14 protein-coding genes and 1 pseudogene are annotated in these 18651 nt (G+C 66.7%); 5 read left to right on the top strand and 10 right to left on the bottom strand.

All coding sequences use genetic code 11. The features are described from left to right. Positions 1 to 17: 17 nt before the first annotated feature. Positions 18 to 998 carry a GlxA family transcriptional regulator gene (locus AC1RAA_RS04545; RefSeq protein WP_492726778.1) on the bottom strand — a complete coding sequence of 327 codons (981 nt, stop codon included), beginning with the start codon at positions 996 to 998 and terminating at the stop codon, positions 18 to 20. A gap of 156 nt (positions 999 to 1154) precedes the next feature. Here AC1RAA_RS04545 and AC1RAA_RS04540 point away from each other — a divergent pair, with 156 nt between their 5' ends. Beyond that, entirely contained in the window at positions 1155 to 1994 is an 840-nt protein-coding gene (locus AC1RAA_RS04540; RefSeq protein WP_492726776.1) for a dienelactone hydrolase family protein, read from the top strand. Here the strand turns inward: AC1RAA_RS04540 and AC1RAA_RS04535 are convergent. Then, entirely contained in the window at positions 1958 to 3154 is a 1197-nt protein-coding gene (locus AC1RAA_RS04535) for an MFS transporter (protein WP_492726774.1), read from the bottom strand. The two genes, AC1RAA_RS04540 and AC1RAA_RS04535, sit on opposite strands and share 37 nt — an antisense overlap. 90 nt (positions 3155 to 3244) lie before the next feature. Between AC1RAA_RS04535 and AC1RAA_RS04530 the strand changes: the two genes are divergently transcribed. Continuing rightward, positions 3245 to 4207 (top strand): LysR family transcriptional regulator, encoded by a 963-nt coding sequence (locus tag AC1RAA_RS04530; protein ID WP_492726772.1) that lies wholly within the window; start codon positions 3245 to 3247, stop codon positions 4205 to 4207. On the opposite strand, the gene AC1RAA_RS04525 is transcribed toward AC1RAA_RS04530, so the two are convergent. From AC1RAA_RS04525 to AC1RAA_RS04515, 3 genes are all read right to left on the bottom strand, one after another. Beyond that, positions 4156 to 4920 (bottom strand): fumarylacetoacetate hydrolase family protein, encoded by a 765-nt coding sequence (locus tag AC1RAA_RS04525; protein ID WP_492726769.1) that lies wholly within the window; start codon positions 4918 to 4920, stop codon positions 4156 to 4158. The two genes, AC1RAA_RS04530 and AC1RAA_RS04525, sit on opposite strands and share 52 nt — an antisense overlap. Positions 4921 to 5231: 311 nt before the next feature. Beyond that, on the bottom strand, positions 5232 to 6209 hold the full coding sequence (locus AC1RAA_RS04520) for a Bug family tripartite tricarboxylate transporter substrate binding protein (RefSeq protein ID WP_070060655.1): 978 nt from the start codon (positions 6207 to 6209) through the stop codon (positions 5232 to 5234). A gap of 130 nt (positions 6210 to 6339) precedes the next feature. Further along, positions 6340 to 7584 carry a pyridoxal-phosphate-dependent aminotransferase family protein gene (locus AC1RAA_RS04515; RefSeq protein ID WP_062471396.1) on the bottom strand — a complete coding sequence of 415 codons (1245 nt, stop codon included), beginning with the start codon at positions 7582 to 7584 and terminating at the stop codon, positions 6340 to 6342. A gap of 121 nt (positions 7585 to 7705) precedes the next feature. Here AC1RAA_RS04515 and AC1RAA_RS04510 point away from each other — a divergent pair, with 121 nt between their 5' ends. Together AC1RAA_RS04510 and AC1RAA_RS04505 are read left to right on the top strand one after the other, a co-directional pair. Beyond that, positions 7706 to 8419, top strand: coding sequence for a GntR family transcriptional regulator (locus AC1RAA_RS04510; protein WP_492726766.1), 714 nt, complete (start codon positions 7706 to 7708; stop codon positions 8417 to 8419). A gap of 9 nt (positions 8420 to 8428) precedes the next feature. Further along, positions 8429 to 11485, top strand: coding sequence for an FAD-binding and (Fe-S)-binding domain-containing protein (locus AC1RAA_RS04505; protein ID WP_492726764.1), 3057 nt, complete (start codon positions 8429 to 8431; stop codon positions 11483 to 11485). 27 nt (positions 11486 to 11512) lie between these two features. On the opposite strand, the gene AC1RAA_RS04500 is transcribed toward AC1RAA_RS04505, so the two are convergent. The 5 genes and pseudogenes from AC1RAA_RS04500 to AC1RAA_RS04480 form a co-directional block, all read right to left on the bottom strand. Then, complete coding sequence (locus tag AC1RAA_RS04500; protein WP_492726762.1) at positions 11513 to 15361, bottom strand: pilus assembly protein; 3849 nt, start codon at positions 15359 to 15361, stop codon at positions 11513 to 11515. A 49-nt stretch (positions 15362 to 15410) separates the two neighbouring features. After that, positions 15411 to 15914 carry a type IV pilin protein gene (locus tag AC1RAA_RS04495; protein WP_492726760.1) on the bottom strand — a complete coding sequence of 168 codons (504 nt, stop codon included), beginning with the start codon at positions 15912 to 15914 and terminating at the stop codon, positions 15411 to 15413. Between the two features lie 4 nt (positions 15915 to 15918). Beyond that, entirely contained in the window at positions 15919 to 16527 is a 609-nt protein-coding gene (locus tag AC1RAA_RS04490; RefSeq protein WP_492726758.1) for a pilus assembly PilX family protein, read from the bottom strand. Then, positions 16524 to 17237 (bottom strand): PilW family protein, encoded by a 714-nt coding sequence (locus AC1RAA_RS04485; RefSeq protein WP_492726756.1) that lies wholly within the window; start codon positions 17235 to 17237, stop codon positions 16524 to 16526. The genes AC1RAA_RS04490 and AC1RAA_RS04485 overlap by 4 nt, the downstream gene beginning before the upstream one ends. 121 nt (positions 17238 to 17358) lie before the next feature. Continuing rightward, positions 17359 to 17835, bottom strand: a pseudogene (locus AC1RAA_RS04480) (GspH/FimT family pseudopilin); the annotation flags it as partial. Positions 17836 to 18087: 252 nt separating this feature from the next. Here AC1RAA_RS04480 and AC1RAA_RS04475 point away from each other — a divergent pair. Then, a complete protein-coding gene (locus AC1RAA_RS04475) occupies positions 18088 to 18645 on the top strand; it encodes a methylated-DNA--[protein]-cysteine S-methyltransferase (protein WP_492726754.1) in 558 nt (185 codons plus the stop codon). Positions 18646 to 18651: the final 6 nt, after the last annotated feature.

Here is an 18651-nt window from a genome sequence, read left to right as displayed (position 1 = left end):
ATTCTGCGACAAGCGCCTCACGCCGACTGCAGCGCCGACCGAAACCGGCTCGGCGGCGCACCGGCCGACTTGCGCATCAGTCGCCGCAGCGCCGTGGCGTCCTCGTAGCCGACCTGCGCCGCGACCTGCTCGATGGTCATGCGGCTGCTCTCGATGAGCAGGCGCGCGCGGTTCAGCCGCACGCTCTGCACCAGCGCCAGCGCCCCCAGCCCGGTGGCGGCACGCACGCGGCGGGCCAGCGTGCGCTGCGACATGGCGAACTCTTCGGCCAGCGCGGCCACGCTCGGCGGCGTGGGCAGCGCGGCCTCGATGCGCCGCGTGAGGCGCGCGACCAGCTCGTTGCCGTTGGACAGCATCGAGGGCACGACGAACGGGGCCTGCGCCTGGCGGCCGTCGATCAGCAGCACCTTGCTCACGGCCTCGGCCAGCGCGGGGCCGAAGCGCGTGCGCAGCAGGTGCAGCATGAGGTCCGACTGCGCAAAGGCCGCGCCCGCCGTGCTCACCGGCCCGTCGGCGCAGACCATGCGGTCGGCATCGACATGGCAGGCCGGTTCGAGCCGACGCAGCTCGGGCGCCAGCCACCACGAGGTGGTGACGCGGCGCTGCGCCAGCAGGCCGGCCGCCTGCAGCAGGAACACGGCTGAGCACGAGGCCGCGACCGCGCCGCCGCGTGCGGCATGGCGCCGCACCGCATCGATGGCGGCGCGGGCGTGGTCGTCGGTCAGGCGCAGTGCGAGGTCGGCCGGTTTGTCGACGCCGAGGCCGGGCACGATCCATGTCGAGCCGTCGGCGCGCGCGCGGCGGGGCATGGCGAGGGTGTCGATCCGCAGGCCGTTGCTCAGCGGCACGCTGCCGCCATCGGGCGACACCACGCGCCAGGTGGGGCGGGGCATCTGGTGGCGCGGTGCGAGCGTGGCGGCGGCCGCCAGCACGTCGAGCGTGACGGCGGTGCTGGTGGCGAAGCTGCCCGGAAGAACGAGAACGGTGAAATCGTGCATGGCAGAAAACGCCCGATAGGCGTCTGAATGGACACTGGCAGTCTAGTGCGTGCTGGGGTGCAATGGGCATCGTCGCAACACCGAAAGTGCTTTCGTGTCCCACATCCTTGCCCTCGTTCCTCACTGTGCTCACCCGTACATCCGGGAGGCCTTGCCATGACTGACCCGCTCGACGACTTCACCCGCCGCGAGATCACGCTCGACGGTGCCACCAAGGCGGTCTACGTGGCCGGCACCGGCCCGGCCGTGATCGTGATGACCGAGATGCCCGGCATCAGCCCACACGTGGCGCGTTTCGCCCGCTGGGTGCGAGACGCCGGCTTCACGGTCTACATGCCGTCGATGTTCGGGCGCGACGGCGCGGTGCCGGATGCGGAGGAGGGCAAGGCCGTGTTCCAGCGCGCCTGCGTGAGCGCCGAGTTCCGCGCCTTCGCGGGCAACGCCTCGAGTCCGGTGACGCAGTGGCTGCGCGCGCTCGCGCGGCTGGCGCATGCGGAGTGCGGTGGGCCGGGCGTGGGCGCCATCGGCATGTGCTTCACCGGCAACTTCGCGCTCACCATGATGCTGGAGCCCGCCGTGCTGGCGCCCGTGCTGTCGCAGCCGTCGCTGCCGCTGGACAACCCCGGCGGCATCGAGATCTCGACGGAAGAGATCGCCCAGGTGCGCCAGCGCCTGGAGCGCGAGGACCTGACCGTGATGGCCTACCGCTTCGAGGGCGACCGCTTCTGCCGGGCCCAGCGTTTCGCGGCGTATGCGGACGCATTGGGCGATCGCTTCGTGGCCCGCGTGCTGCCCGACAGCGCGGCCAACACGCGCGACCTGCCGTCGTTCTTCTCTCAGGTGGTGGCGAGCCCGCACAGCGTGGTGACGGCGCACCTGATCGACGAGGCCGGCCAGCCGACGATTGCGGCGCGCGACGAGATCCTTTCGTTCTTCGCGCGCCGCCTTGGAGTGCAGGATCAGGCCCGTGCCGAGGCGCCGTCGGCCGGCAGCTGACCGGTCTTCTGGGCGCGGCGGTCGAGCGCGCGGCTCCACAGCGCGATCGCCAGGCCCACGAGCGTGAGCAGTGCGGCCACCCAGCCCAGCGCACGCAGCCCCGGGCCGTGGTCGATGGTCACGCCGCCGACCCAGGCACCCAGCGCGTTGCCGAGGTTGAAGGCCGCGATGTTCAGGCTCGAGGCGAGGTTCTGGCCCGCGCCCGAGGCCTTCTCGAGCACGCGCAGCTGCATCGGCGCCACGGTGGCGAACGAGGCCACGCCGAGCAGGCCGACGAACACCACGGCGGTGAACGGCGTGCCGATGGTGAACTGCATCGCACCGAGCACCACGGCCAGCGCCACCAGCGTGCCGAGCACGGCGGCCATCGGCGCGCGGTCGGCCAGCTTGCCGCCCAGGATGTTGCCGACGGCCAGGCCGCCGCCGAACACCAACAGGACCGGCGACACGGCCGATTCCGACAGGCCGGTGACCTGCGTCAGCAGCGGCTGGATGTAGGTGTAGACCACGAACACGCCGGCAAAGCCGAGCACCGTCATCGCCAGGCCCAGCAGCACCTGCGGGCGGGCGAGCACGGCCAGCTCTTCGCGCAGCGGTGCCGGCTTGGCTTCGCCCTTCATGCGGGGCACGAAGGCCGCGAGCACCACGAAGGCCAGCACGCCGATCAGGGTCACCGCCCAGAAGGTCGAGCGCCAGCCCAGTTGCAGGCCCAGCCATGCGCCGGCCGGCACGCCCAGCAGCGTGGCGGCGGTGAGGCCGGTGAACATGATCGCGATGGCCGAGGCGCGGCGCTCGGGCGCCACGAGGCCGGTGGCGACCACCGAGCCGACGCCGAAGAAGGTGCCGTGCGCCAGCGAGGTGATGACGCGCGCGGCCATCAGCATTTCGTAGTTGGGCGCGAGCGCACAGGCGAGGTTGCCGAGCGTGAAGATCGCCATCAGCGCGAGCAGCACGGTCTTGCGCGGCAGCTTGCGGGTGGCGATGGTGAGCACGGGCGCGCCGACCGCGACACCGAGCGCGTAGCCCGAGATCAGCAGGCCGGCGGCCGTGATGGAGACGTGAAGGTCCGTCGACACCTGCATGAGCAGGCCCATGATGACGAATTCGGTGGTGCCTATTCCGAAGGCACCGGCGGTGAGGGCAAGGAGAGCGATGGGCATGATGCCTGTACTGTGCGGACGATCGGCCTCGATGACTAGAATGCCGCCAGTACATGCACTTGTGAATTCAAGTCACAGCAAAGGAAGGCCATGCCGCGCATCGACGTCAACCGCTCCGGCGAAATGGAGGCCTTCGTGCAGGTGGTGGAGGCGGGCGGTTTCTCGGCGGCGGCGCGGCTGCTGGACATGACGCCCTCGGCCGTCAGCAAGCTGGTGGCGCGGCTCGAGCTGCGCCTGGGCATCCAGCTGGTGCACCGTTCCACGCGCAAGCTGCAGCTCACGCCCGAGGGGCTGCATTTTTATGAGCGCAGCACGCGCGTGCTGGCCGACATGGACGAGGCGGAGCGTTGCGCCGCGGCCGGTGCGGCGCCGCGCGGGCGGGTGAGCATCAACGCCAGCGTGTCCTTCGGGCACCACAAGCTGGTGCCGCTGGTGCCGCGCCTGCTCGAGATGCATCCGCAGATCACGCTCGACATTGCGCTGACCGACCGCATCGTCGACCTGATGGACGAGCGCGCCGACATCGCGATCCGTTGGGGCCAGTTGCCGTCGTCCGACCTGGTGGCGCGGCGCCTGGGCGAAACGAGCCAGGCCATCGTGGCCGCGCCGGACTACCTGGCGACGTACGGCACGCCGCGCACGCCGCAGGAGCTGGAGGCGCACAACCGGCTGGGCTGGAGCTACCGGCGCAACACGCCCGACTGGCCGTTGCGTGTCGATGGCCGCATGGTGATGCTGTCGGTGGCGGGGCCGGTGCGCGCAGGCGACGGCGAGACGCTGCGGCAGCTGGCGATTGCGGGTGCGGGCGTGGCGCGCTTGTCGCTGTATCACATCCAGCACGACATCGATGCCGGCCGGCTGGTGCCGCTGCTCGAGGAGTTCAACCCGGGCGAGATCGAGCCGATCCACGCGGTGTACATCGGCAAGGCCGGCACGCTGCCCGCGCGGGTGCGGGCGGTGCTCGACTTCCTGGTGGCGTGTTCGGGCGTGGGCGGCGGGCGTTACACGCTCAAGCGCACGGCGCCGATGCCGGGGAATTCGGCCGTCACCTGATCGCCGCGGCGGCAGGGCAGCACGCCGACCCACGAGCCGGTGGTGACGACGGTACCGGCGGGCACGGTCTGGCCGTGGCGCGTGAGGTGGCGCAGCCAGATCGGCAGCAGCCAGGCCGGGTCGGCCAGCGGATGCGTGCCTTCGCGCACGACCGTTTCTGCGTCGCCGATCTTCGTTTCGCAACGCTGCGAGGCCCAGTCGACGGCGGTGTACGGTTGCCACTCGCCGAGCACGAGTGCGCCGTGGACTTGCGAATCGGCCAAGCGCAACAGGGCGGGTGTGGCGGCCAGGTCTTGCCAACGCGCATCGACGATTTCCACGGAGACGGCCATGGCGTCGATGAGGGCTGCCGAGTTGTCGTGGTCGAGTGCGGCGGCTTGGGCGGGTGTGACGTCCTGGCCGAGTCGCAACGCAATCTCGGCTTCGATGCCGGGGGTGTGGAAGGTGAGGTCGCTGAAGTTGGCGGGGCTCTGGCGCACGCCATGTGGGGGCAGCGGGGCATGCGTGAGGGTGGCGCTGCGGGAGCCGCCGCCGGACTTCCAGGTCTTCGGGACGCCGTTGAACCAGCCGAGGGCTGCGGCTACGGCGTCTTGCACTTCGTAGGCTTGCGTTGCGTCTGGCAGGGCGTCAGTCCAGGGCGTGGCGTCGAGCGTGCGGTTGGCCTGGCGTGCGGCGATGAGGGCTTCGGTGAGGGCTTTTTGGTCAGGCGTCATTTTTGGGATCTTCTCAGTTTCTCTTGGGTTCGTTTGTTCAGGGCGCGTGCCCAGGCCACCGGGTACTTCCCTCCGCGAATGTCCCCCGGCCTGCGGCCTCCTCCTTGATTTCGCGGGAAGCACCCGGTGTCCTGGGCACATGGACGCGCTGTTGGTGTGCGGCCGATCAACGACCGCTCTGAACTCGCTCACGCCGATGGGGTGCCTTGCGCAGCGAAATCAAGGAGGAGGGCGAAGCCCGGGGGACATTCGCGGAGCAAGGTGCCCCGTCGGCGTGAGCGTCGCCCTGAACAAGAGCGCTAAAACACCCGTCAAGTCTCGACCTGCACCTTGCCGTCCTTGACGACCTTCGCCCACTTGGCGATCTCGGTGCTGATGAACTGCTTGAACTTGTCCTGCGAACCGCCGCCGTCTTCCGCGCCGTAGGTGTCGAGCCGTTCCTGCACATCGGGCATCGCGAGCACGGTGTTGACGTCGCGGTTCACTTTCTGCGCGATGGCCGGGGGCAGCTTGCCGGGGCCGGCCAGGCCGTACCAGGTGGTCGCTTCGAAACCTGCGAAGCCTTGCTCCTGCATCGTCGGCACGTTCGGATGGCCCTTGGCGCGCTTGGTGCGCGTCTGCGCCACAGCCAGCACGCGGCCGTTCTTCACGTGCGGCGTGGCGGCAGTCATGGTCTCGAAGCTGTATTGAATTTGCCCGCCCATCAGGTCGGCCAGCAGCGGGCCGCTGCCCTTGTACGGCACGTGCAGCGCATCGACGCCGCCCTGCAGCTTGAACATCTCCAGCGCCAGATGCTGGGCCGAGCCCGCGCCGGCGGAGCCGAAGCTCACGGTGCCGGGGGCAGCCTTGCAGGCGGCGACGATGTCTTTCACGCTGAGGGCCTTCTGGCCTGGGTTGGCGATGAGCAGGTTGGGCGTGACGCCCACGAGCACGATCGGCACGAAGTCGCGCTCCACGTTGTAGCGCAGCTTGGGCTGCAGGCTGGGGGCGAGCGCGTGGCTGTTGATGTGGGCCATGAGCAGGGTGCTGCCGTCGCTGGGCTGCTGCGCCACGTAGTCGGCCGCGAGCACGCCGGCGACGCCGGCCTTGTTCTCGACGATGACCTGCTGGCCCCACATCGTCGTGAGCTTCTGCGCGACCACGCGCGCGAGCGCGTCGGTGCCGCCGCCGGGTGGAAAGCCCACCACGATGCGCACGGGGCCCGTGGGCCACTCCTGCGCGAACAGCCGGGGCACGCCCAGCGTGGCGGCCGCGCCGGCGGCGGCCTGGATCAGGGAACGTCTTTGCATCTTCTTTGTCTCCGTCGGTTGGGGAATCCGATGCGTGCCGGGAGCCGCTTGCGCGGGCCCGGCAGGGTGGTGGACCGCCGCATCGTTCGAGCGATGCGCTGCGGCCCGTGTGGGTTGGCGTGCGCCGGGTTCAGGCTGCTTTTTGCAGGCCGACCGGTGCAGCCTGGTGGCTCGCGAAGTAGTCCATCGCCGCCTGCACGCCGCTGCCCGCCAGCTTGATGCCGCTGAGCTTCATGCCCATCTCGACACCCGCGACCATGGCCACGAGCGTGAGGTCGTTGCTGTCGCCCAGGTGGCCCATGCGGAACATGCGGCCCTTGAGCTTGCCCAGGCCGGTGCCCAATGACAGGTCGAAGCGCTGGTGGATGAGGCGGCGCACGGCGTCGGCATCGACGCCCTCGGGCGTGATCACGCCGGTGAGCACGGGCGAGTACACGGACGGGTCGGCGCACTGGATCGGCAGGCCCCAGGTGTTGACCGCGGCGCGCACGCCGGCGGCCCAGCGCTGGTGGCGCGCGAACACGTTGTCCAGGCCTTCGCCAAGGATCATGTCCAGCGATTCCGAGAGGCCGTACAGCAGGTTGGTGTTGGGCGTGTAGGGCCAGTAGCCGTCCTTGTTCATCTCGACGATCTCGTCCCAGGCCCAGAAGGCCTTGGGCAGCTTGGCGTGCTTCGAGACTTCGAGTGCACGGGGCGAGAGGGCGTTGAAGCTGATGCCGGGCGGCAGCATCAGGCCCTTCTGCGAGCCGCTCACGCAGACGTCGACACCCCATTCGTCATGGCGGTAGTCGGCGCTGGCCAGGCCCGAGATGCTGTCGACCATGAGCAGCGCAGGGTGGCCCGCCGCGTCGATGGCCTTGCGCACCGAGGCGATGTCGGAGGTGACGCCGGTCGAGGTCTCGTTGTGCACCACGCACACAGCCTTGATCTTCTTCTCGGTGTCCTTGCGCAGGCGCGCCTCGATGAGCTCGGCCTGCACGCCGCGGCGCCAGCTGGGGGCGTTCGGCAGGTGGGCGTCGGTGCCGGTGTAGGCCAGGAACTCGGTCGACAGGCCCAGGCGCGTGGCCATCTTCTGCCACAGCGAGGCGAAGTGGCCGGTCTCGTACATGAGCACGTGGTCGCCGGGACTGAGCGTGTTGGCGAGCGCGGCTTCCCATGCACCGGTGCCCGACGCGGGGTAGATGGCGACCGGGTGCTTCGTCTTGAAGATCTCCTTGATACCGCCGAGCACCTTCAGGCCCAGCGTGCCGAACTCGGGCCCGCGATGGTCGATGGTGGGCAGGCTCATGGCCCGCAGGATGCGGTCGGGGACCGGGCTGGGGCCGGGAATCTGGAGGAAGTGACGGCCGGTGGGGTGGATGTCGAGTTGCAGCATGGGCTCTCCTTGTGTGCTCAGTTTTGCATTCAAAATGCATTTATGTATGCTGGTTTATACCTATCAACCTTGGTTGTATCGGCTATTTTTTGCATTCAAAATGCAGACAAGGGAACCTCACATGACCGCTGAAATCATCGAAATCTCCAGGCTGGCCTTGCATGACCAGGTGGCGTCGCGCCTGCGCACCATGCTGGTGGAGGGGCGCATCGCGCCCGGCGCCAAGCTCAACGAACGCGAGCTGTGCCTGCAGCTGAACGTGTCGCGCACGCCGCTGCGCGAGGCCATCAAGTTGCTGGCGGCCGAGGGGCTGGTCGACCTGCTGCCCAACCGCGGCGCGGTGGCGGTGAAGCTCACCGAGGCCGACGTGCTCAACACCTTCGAGGTGCTGGCGATGCTCGAGGGCATGTCGGGCGAGCTGGCTGCCAAGCGCATCACCGACGAGGAACTGGCCGAGGTGCGCGCGCTGCACTACGAAATGATGGCCTGCTTCGCGCGGCGCGACCTGTCGGGCTACTACCGCCTGAACGCGCGCATCCACACGGCCATCAACGACGCGGCAGCGAACCCGGTGCTGTCGAACACCTACCGCTCGATCAACGCCCGCGTGCAGTCGCTGCGCTTTCGCACCAACCAGGACGAGACCAAGTGGAAGCACGCGGTCGAAGAGCACGAGCAGATGGTGCAAGCGCTGGCCGCGCGCGACGCGCAGGCCATGCGCAAGGTGCTCACGGCGCACGTGCTGCGCAAGCGCGACACCGTGCTGGAGCTGCTGCGCGCCGGGCAGATCTATCCCACTGCCAAGAGCAAGACCAAGAGCAACAACGCGAGTTAAGCACCCATCATGCGCATCGACCCCGCCAGCCACATGCAGCCAGCCGGAACCGTCCTTCCGCCCAACGACACCTGCGAACTGTTGGCGCGCCGGCTGCGCACCGACACGCAGGGCGAGGTGCTGTTCGACGACGGCTCGCGCGGGCGCTACGCCACCGACGCGTCGATCTACCAGATCACGCCGGTCGGCGCCTTCGTGCCCACGAACGAACGCGACATCGCCACCGCCATCGACATCGCGCGCGACCTGAAGGTGCCGGTGCTGGCGCGCGGCGGCGGCACCAGCCAGTGCGGCCAGACCACGGGCGCGGCGCTGGTGATCGACAACAGCAAGCACTTTCGCAAGGTGCTCGAGGTGAACGTGGAAGAGGGCACCGCGACGGTCGAACCGGGCCTGGTGCTCGACCACCTGAACGCGCAGCTCAAGCCGCATGGGCTCTGGTACCCGGTCGACGTGTCGACCAGCGCGCAGGCCACGCTGGGCGGCATGGCGGGCAACAACTCCTGCGGCTCGCGCTCGATCGCCTACGGGAACATGGTGCACAACGTGCTGGGCGCGAGCGCGTGGCTGTCGAGCGGCGAGCTGGTCGAGTTCGGGCCGCTGGGCCAACTGGGCGCACGCGCGGCGGGCATTGCGCAGTTCGTGCACGGACTGGCGCAAGCGCACCGCGACGCCATGGCACAGCACTGGCCCAAGGTGATGCGCCGCGTGGCGGGCTACAACCTCGACATCTTCGACAACCAGAGCGAGAAGCCGTACACGGCCGACGGCAGCGTGAACCTCGCGCACCTGCTCATCGGCGCCGAAGGCACGCTGGCCTACACGCGCAGCCTGAAGCTCAAGCTGGCGCCGCTGCCGCGCGCCAAGGTGCTGGGCATCGTGAACTTCCCGACCTTCCATGCGGCCATGGATGCGGCGCAGCACATCGTGAAGCTCGGGCCGACGGCGGTGGAGCTGGTCGACCGCACGATGATCGAGCTGAGCCTGGCCAACCCCGCCTTCAAGCCGACCGTGGAAACGGCGCTGATCGGCAAGCCCGCCGCCATCCTGCTGGTCGAGTTCTCGGGCGCCGACAAGGCCGCGCTGCTGCCGCAACTGAAGCGACTGGTCGAGTTGATGGGCGACCTCGGCCTGCCCGGCAGCGTGGTCGAGATGCCCGACGACGGCCGCCAGAAGAACCTGTGGGAGGTGCGCAAGGCCGGCCTCAACATCATGATGAGCCTCAAGGGCGACGGCAAACCGGTGAGCTTCATCGAAGACTGCGCGGTGCCGCTCGAACACCTGGCCGAGTACACCGACGCGCTGACCGAGGTGTTCGCGAAATACGGCAGCCGCGGCACCTGGTACGCGCATGCCTCGGTCGGCACGCTGCATGTGCGGCCGATTCTCGACATGCGCGCCGACGGCGCGGCCAAGATGCGCGCCATCGCGGAAGAAGCCAGCGCGCTGGTGCGCAAGTACAAGGGCGCGTTCAGCGGCGAGCACGGCGACGGCCTGTGCCGCGGCGAGTGGATCGAATGGCAGTTCGGGCCGGCAATCAACGAGGCTTTTCGCGCGATCAAGCAGCAGCTCGACCCGATCGGGCTGTTCAACCCCGGCAAGATCATCGACCCGCCGCGCATGGACGATGGCGCGCTGTTCCGCTTCGCGCCGCCCACCGCGCCAAAGCCGTACCGCCGCATCGAATTGAAGCCCGTGCTCGACTGGTCGGGCTGGAACGTCAATGCCGACCCCGTGACCGAGGTCACCACCGCGCCCGGCACCGGCGGCGACAGCACCGGCGGCCTCGCCAAGGCCGTGGAGATGTGCAACAACAACGGCCACTGCCGCAAGTTCGACGCCGGCACCATGTGCCCCAGCTACCGCGTGACGCGCGACGAGCAGCACCTGACGCGCGGGCGCGCCAACACGCTGCGCCTGGCGCTGTCGGGCCAGCTCGGCGCCGACGCCTTCACCAGCGAGGCCATGCACGAGACCATGGACCTGTGCGTGGGCTGCAAGGGCTGCAAGCGCGATTGCCCGACCGGCGTCGACATGGCGAAGATGAAGGTCGAGTTTCTCGACCACTACAAGAAGCGCCACGGCCACACGCTGAAGGACAAGCTGGTCGCCTACATGCCCGACTACGCGCACCGCGCCAGCCGAATGCCGTGGCTGCTGAACCTGCGCAACCGCGTGCCGGGGGCGGCATGGCTGGGCGAGAAGATGCTGGGCTTTTCGGCGAAGCGCTCATTGCCCGAATGGCGCACCGACACCTTCTGGCGTGCGAAGGACGCGGTGGCGGCCGGCCTGTTTTCCGATCAGGCGTCGGTGCTGGCTGCGGCAGCGCGCGGCGAGAAGGTCGCCGTGCTGTTCGTCGACACCTTCAACGGCACCTTCGAAAGCGAGAACGTCTTTGCGGCCGCGCGCGTGCTGCATGCCGCGGGCTATGCGCTGCACACAGTGGAGAAGGGCGGCGGGCACCACTGCTGCGGCCGGACCTTCCTGGCCAGCGGCATGGTGGACGAGGCCAAGATGCGCGCCGGGGCGCTGATCGACGCGTTGCTGCCGCTGGCGCAGGCGGGTGTTCCCATCGTCGGGCTCGAGCCCTCGTGCCTGCTCACGCTGCGCGACGAAACGCTGGTGATGGGCTTCGGCGACAAGGCGCAGACCGTCGCGAAGCAGGCGCTGCTGTTCGAAGAGTTCATCGCCCGCGAACGCAAGGCCGGCCGCTTCGAACTCGCGCTGAAGCCGGCCACCGCACCGATCCTGCTGCACGGCCACTGCCACCAGAAGGCCTTCGGCGCTGTGAGCCCGATCATGGACGTGCTGAAGCTGATTCCGGGCGCCGAGCCCGAGCTGATCGAGAGCTCATGCTGCGGCATGGCCGGCAGCTTCGGCTACGAGGCGAGCCACTTCGAGGTGTCGATGCAGATGGCCGAGGCGAGCCTGCTGCCCGCCATCCGCGCGAGGCCCGATGCGATCGTGGTGGCGGACGGCACGAGTTGCAGGCACCAGATCGGCGACGGCGCGCAGCGCGAGGCGGTGCATGTGGCGGTGCTGCTGGCGCGGCACATGATGCTCTGAGGCGGCTGCGGCTTTCTCTTTCGGAACTCAGAAGGGTGGCGAGACCACCTGGCGCCAGCTGCGGCGCCAGGTGCGGGAGTCCGGACAGCCGTCACCGGCTTTCTGCGTGCCGCCCACGCCGGTGAGAAAGCCGGTTTCGTTGGTGCAGCTGCTCCTGGGCTTGCCGTCCGGCTGGCCTTCGTTGGGCTGGCCGACCATGTTCCGCGAGTTCACGTTGCCGCGCGTGAAGCCGCCGGTGGGGATCGAGACGACCGAGTACGCGTCGAAGCTGCCGTTGCTATCCACGTCGAAGGAGTTCTTGTTCTTGCCGGTGAGGGCGTCGAGCACGTAGATGATGTTGGGCAGGCTGCCCGTGGCCGTGCAGGACTCGATGCCCTGTTTCTTGTCCTCCGGCAGGAAGGACGAGACGATCACGCTGCTGCCCAGGTTGGCGAGGTCGCCGACCACGCGCTCGCCATCCGGCATGGCGCCGTCGTAGGGGATCGCACCGAGCTTCAACTGCCATCCCTTCTGATTCTTCCAATCCACGGGATTGGCACTGACCTGGTAGAAGTCCTTGTCAGCCTCGATGCGCTGTCCTTTCTTTGCCGATTTCAGATCGACGGTCTGTTCCACGAGTTCGGCAAGCTCGACCTTGCGAGCGTTCGGCTGCGCGTCGCCGCCGATCGGCGTCTGGTCCCAGACGCCGTAGATGGCCTGCTTCGACGCGGGTGTCGCGAGGTCTTCCTCATCGAGCAGGATGCCCGTGCCCACCACAACGATGGCACCGCACTGCGTGGTGGCGCTGTATGTGCAGGTGCTTCCGTCGCCAGGGTGAACCTGCCAGGCCGGTGCAGCGTAGATCGGTTGCGTCTTGCCACCCTGTGTGGTGAACAGCAGCTGTGCGGCCGTACCGAGCTTCGCGCTGCGCAGTTCGAAGCGCCACAAGTTGCCGTTGGCATCTCCAGCGTAGGCCGCCACGATGCGGCGCGTGGCGTCCCGCACTGCAACTACGCCGCCCAGACCGCGGTTGCCACCGGGCGCATCACTGCCAAAGCCCTTGGGGAGTTGAATGAATTTCTTGAGCTTGCCGGTCAACGCCTCCACCACGTACAGCCCGATCTGCCTGCCGGCTTCCGGGTAGTGGCCGCTGCCAGTCAGCATGACCCAGGTGCCGTCGTCCAGTTGACCCGCGACGGGATTGTTGGTCACGTAGGCAAGGTCGGCGTAGTCCTTGTGCTGGTTGTTCACCTCCCAGAGAAAGTGGTTCTCGGTCGGCTTTCTGTTGGCAGTGTCCAAAGGCGACTCCAGCCCGTACATGAAAGGGCCTGCGCGCCCTCCTGTGCCAAGCACCAACTGGTGCCAGGTTTTCTTTGCGCCGGCCAGGCTCTGACCTGTTTTCCCGTACACGTCCTGCTCGACCAACGGACCATCGAGCGTGTAGCGAAAGCGGAAATTCGGGTTGGCGAGATCGATCTGCGAAGCCATCGCGCCCTTGGGCATGAATGCAGCGAGTTCGATGCCGGCCGCGGGAGCGTCTTTGGCGGCACTCAGCACATGGACCTTGCCGTTGTTCGTGGCCGCAAAAATGCTGGGGGGCAGTGTGGTCTTGAGCGTCTTGTACTGGGCATAGTCGGCGCCCTTGCCGTCGACCGAGCTGGCAGGGCCATAGCCCATGTCGAAACGCCCGCCCACGAACACCGGTGGCGAGTTGACCGAGGCGCCGATCGGCTGCTTGCGCAACCGGTAGACCGTGCCGCCGACATCCTTTTGCGCGTTGTCTCCGAGCAGGTAGCGCACGAAGCTCTCATCCGTGGCCTGCCGCTTGTCGGCATTCAATAGCGTCTGGAAATCGGACGGCAGCTTGTCCAGTCTCGTGTTGTAGGTCAGCGCCGTGCGCAGCCCGCTGCCGAACGTGTAGGGATCGTAGTTCGACAGGGTGAAGATCGCTCGATCTTTCGCAGCCGGCATCTTGGCATTGGCCGACCAGACCGGTTTCGGCTTCCCCGGCTCTTTGGATAGGTAGCCGCCATCGGCATCCAACTCGAAGGCCTTGATGTCGCCGCTGTTGTCTGCAGTCTGGTACTCAGTGGTGTATTTGTACTGGCCCGCCAGCGTCTGGAACTCGTTGCTGTTGCCCGATACCGCCACGCCGGCGTCGTTGCCGGAACCCACCATGCTGCTCAAGGCGTTGTCGAGGGCTCGGCGTACATCGTCGCCCGAATACACACTGTAGGCGCGGCCGCCACCGGTAAAGCCAGCGCGGATGAAGTCGTCGATGCGCCGGGCTTTGTCCGCAGCCCTGTCGCCTACGTTCAGGTCGCCGGTCGGCCACGTGGGTTTCGTTGCTGAACCGCCCGCGAGCCACACATTGTTGTAGCTCTCGATTTGATCCCACCGCAGGCCTGCTCTTGTGGCCGACTCCCCGGACGGCGTCAAACCCCAGCCGATGGTGAAGGTGGTCATGTTCTGCCAGAACGTGGGATTGCGCTGTCCCTCGATGGGAGGGACGTTGTTGGCCAGTGTCTTGGAGAAATCCGTGTGCCAGAAATAGCGGGCGGTCAGGTCGGCGAAGCCGTTGCTGCCGCCGACGCCGTCGTTGCTGTACGGGATGTACAGGTTTCTGGCGGTCGACTTCTTGACCGGATCGAGGTCGTCGCGATTGGCGGCTCCGTCTGGGTCGTATTGCAGTCTTGTTTCGTTCCCCGATGGTTGGCCGTCGAAAACTTCTGATCCTCTGATGCTTGCGTATTTCGAACCCGCATCTTTCGTGGTTCCATTGCTCCACGCACCATCCGACAACACGATGGAGTAGGCGCGCCTGCAACTCAAGTCGCGTGTCCCGTCGGTATCTTCTGTACTTGTCGGATCATTTTTCCAAGGGTTTCCGTGAATTGATCTATCCCCTCCGGAGTAATGGTTGGCGGCAAGCCAGAGCGCGTTGTGGCTTGGTGTTTCGTTGGCAGGAATAACGTTGTACAACCAATCGTAAAATTGAGTTTTCCATTTTTTTTGGGTGTCTGTTTTCTCGTCCTTGAAATAACGAACGCCGCGCACAATGCTCGTTGCAGGAGCACTGATGTTTTTCTCCTTGTCAGTCAAATTGTATTGACTGTATCCCACCCGAAATTTGTTGTCATAGCTTTGCATGGCCTGTCCAACCGCCGTTGTGACTGCGAGTGCACGGGTCCGATACCAGTAATACCAGTTCAGAATGTTTATTCTTTCATTCTCTTGAGTGCAAGTCGTGCCATTGGCGTCTTGTTCGCAGTCTGTGCGTTTCGTTCCGTTGGGGACGATAAGCTTGCCTAAAGACGGATAATTAATGTCTATTTTTTCAAATTCTGAGCAGTTGCTGCTTTTACACTGAACGTAACTGAATTTTGCGCCGCTCTCTACTTCGCCCTTCGAATAGGTCTTGTGCCAAGGCAAAAAATGCCCTTGCTTTTCAAGAACCACGTAATCGAGTGCTGTATAGGAAAATTTTTTTGATAGCTGATTGTCAATAAATTCCAAGGGGTTTTTCTTTAACTCTCCCGTGGGCTCCATTCGGGGGGAATAGGTGATAGATGGGTTGTAATACTGCCCATTGACGTCGCTTGAACGCATTCGAAACCATGCGTAATTGCAGCTGGCGTCTGGGCAGTTGGATAGCATCGAATAACTTTCGGGGTACTCGAAAGCCATCGACCCGGAGTTGTCCAGCACGAACATCAGGTTGGGCTTGGCGCCCGGCACGGCGTTGTACAGCGGGGCCTGGCTCGGCGTCGTGGCAGCCAGCGCGTCGCCAACGGGAAGAAGCGCCGCGCCCCACGCGGCAGCGAGACTGACGAAGGTTCGCAGCGTGCGTGCGGCCCTGGCGGGTACCTGAACAAGAAACGGGCGCGTGGCGGTCATGCGGTTTTCCCTGCGGTTGAAAGTGGGGCGCTGATAAGGCGTGCGAGATTCATCTCCAGCACTCTTTCGTCAGCAGCCCCGTGACCTCGTCATCCATGTCCTTCACACCCAGGCCGCTCAAGGTCAGCGTGCCGCACCGATCGCCGGTCATGCTGCCGGTGCGGGTAGCCTTGAGGATGAAGCTGGGTGGGGTGTCGCGCGCGAAGACGGCGATGGTGTAGTTGGCGGCGCCGGACTTCGGCGACTGCTGCAAGGCCTTGGGCAACAGGCTCTCTGCACCTTTCTTCTGCTCGGTCTCCTCGCCGGCATCGCCCGCGGCAGTGGTGTAGCGGTCGTTCGCCGAGTAGTAGCGCTGCATGAACTGCGCGGCCTCCATCAGGATGCCCTGGGCTTCGGCGCGCTTGGAGCGGCGCACGTGCTCCTGGTAGTTCGGCAGCGCGATGGCGGCCAGGATGGCGACGATCGCGACGACGACCATGACTTCGATCAGCGTGAAGCCGCGGCGGGAGTGCAAGGAACCGGGGGACAGGTGTGTCATGGCGATGAAGGTCATGAAGTCATTTGTCGCGCGTCAGCACGGACTGCAGCCACGCTTCGGCGCCTTGGGTGGCGATGCCGGTCGACTTCTCGAACCTGGCGTTGTTGGCAAAGCCCCGGGCGGTGATCAGGTAGCCGGTCAGACTGGGCGTCGAGGTGGTGGCGATCTTCTGGATGAGGCAGCGCGGTTCGATCTCCAGGGGCGTGGCGTCGACCGTGGTGCCGGTGGGCTTCTTGTTGACATAGGCCTTCGGAACGACGATCGCGTTGTTGCCCACCCAGCTGGCCTTCTTGCGCCATGCCGCGGTTTCGTCGAACTCCGAGCCGATGGGGGTCGTGATGATCCGGGCGCGCATGCCGACGGAGGCGTAGTCGGTGTAGTCCTTGTCGTCACCGTCGAAGATGGCCACCTGTTCGCAAAAGCGCAGCGCGGTCTCGGCGGCTTCGCGCGCGACCTCGGTCGAACGGATGCCGTTCACGCTGCGCTCGCTCTGCGTGGCATTGCGGATCGCGAAGGTGCCGACCAGCGACAGGATCACGACCAGGATCAGCGTGACGATCAGCACGACGCCGCGTTCGTACGCACGGCCGGCGATGCGGCGCGGAAGAGGGGATGGCTTCGTGTTCATGGGGTGATCAGGCGGTTGCGCAGCAGCACCGTGGTGGTGAAGGTCCTGCGCAGGTAGCCATCGGTGCCGGTGCGGTCGGTGTTGTCGCATCGCTTGTAGGCAAGGCCACCGTCGGGCACGTCGCGCACCGGCCGGTCGCTGCGCATCTGCAGGCACACGCGCACGCTCAGCACGCGGCTCCAGCGGTCTTCGGCGAGATCGGCCAGGACGCCGCTGCCGGGCAGGGCATCGACACCCGCGGCATCCAGGTACTTGACGATCTGGTGCCGCAGCGGGTCGTAAGTGGCCGCCAGCTCGATGCTGGGACGGCTGGCCACGCCATAGAGAATGCGCATGCTCTCGACGTTGGCCAGCAGCGGCTGCGAGGGGCCGATGGCGTTGACGGCGTCGCGCTTTTCCATCCCGCGGCAGGACAGCATCGGCGCCGTGCTCGCGTCTGTCACCAGATAGCGGTTGTCAGCCAGTGCGTAGTTGGCGGGTGGGGGCGCGCCGGGGGCAGGCGTGGGAGGCGGGCTCACCTGCGATGGCGTGAGCGCGTTGATGCCGTTGCCCAGGCAGTTCGTCGCCAGCTTGGCGTCGGTGCCCGTGGGCATGGTGTTGTCGGTGGTGGCTTCGTAGCGGATGGCGATGGCGTCGCTGCCCTTGCCTGTGCACGACAGCTTGTCGAAGGCGGCTGCGGCGTCGGTGAATCCGCCGGTGCATCCGCGCACGGCGGGGCCGGCGTAGTTGCCCACCCTCCGCGGCGTAGCGGATGCGCCCGGGCTTGCTGATGCACAGCGTCCTGCGTGCCCATGGGGTGGTACTGGCTGCTTCGAAACCGGGGGCCTCGACCGTGATGCTGTTGCTTCCCGAACTCACCAGTCCGTTGGGCAGGAAGACGAGGCGGCCGGCTTTGCCCAGGGCAATCTTCGCGATGCCGGGCAGTGCGTCTTGCCGCAACAGCACCTCGTCTGTCGACTCGGAATAGGCGAAGTCGGCGTCGCGGTCGTTCTTGGCGAAGACGATCCAGCCGGCCGCGAAATCGTTGCCGCCCGAGCCGGTTTCGCACTCGACCGCGGTGCCTGCGCGCAATTGGCAGACGACGACGGGTCTTGCGCGGGCGATGGCTTCGGTGCGTGCGGTGCGCAGCGAGCCGGTCACGGCGTTGACCGTGTTGGACAGCCTCCATTGCACGATGAAGCGCGTCATCGAAGGCGCCGCGATGCCAATCAGGATCGCGAGGATCGCCAGCGTGACCATCAGCTCGATGGCGGTCAGTCCGCGCTGGTCGCGCAGCCGCGCCGGCCGCGAAGAATCGCGTCGCCTCATGTGCATGTGTCTCCCTGTTGTTTTGGAATTTCAGCCGACAACTTCTGGGCGCGAGACTAGGGGGCGATGCACATGTCCGACAACGGCTTGCCGACATTCGGTGCGTTCGAAAGGATGAGCGGAAATGCCTCGAAGCGCCGAGTGAAAGTCCGGTATTTCGGGGTGTTTGGCTGGTACTTTTGCTCTTCTGCGGAAGAGGTCTTCGCGCCCATGTCCGCGCGCCGTTTTTCAACCTTGAATCACAATGCCTCGATGACTGCCGCATCCCCTTCCGAATCCGGCTTTGCCTTGTTCCCGACCGCCATCGGCGTCTGCGCGCTGGCCTGGGGGCCGCAGGGGCTGGTCGGTGTGCAACTGCCTGAAGAGCGGGGCGAGGCCGCGACGCGTGCGCGCATGCGCCGGCGCTTTCCTGATCTGGAGGAAGCCCCACCGTCGCAGCGCGCGCAGCACGCCATCGCGGGTGTGCAGGCGCTGCTCGAAGGCGCGACCGACGACCTGTGCGACATCGAGCTCGACATGCGCGGCGTGTCCGAGTTCTATCAGCGCGTCTATGCGATCGCGCGGCGCATTCCGCCGGGGCAGACGCGCACCTACGGCGAGGTGGCCGAAGAACTCGGCGACAAGGGCCTGTCGCGCGCGGTCGGCCAGGCGATGGGCCACAACCCCTTCGCGCCGGTCGTGCCGTGCCACCGCGTACTGGCCGCGGGCAACAAGCCCGGTGGCTTCTCTGCGGGAGGCGGCGCGCTGACCAAGCTGCGCATGCTCGACATCGAAGGCGCCACGCCGAGCGGGACGCGCTCGCTGTTCTGAGCCTGA

The organism is Variovorax sp. GW823-FHT04F07 (assembly GCF_058795995.1).
This window is presented reverse-complemented; position numbering and strand designations above follow the sequence as displayed.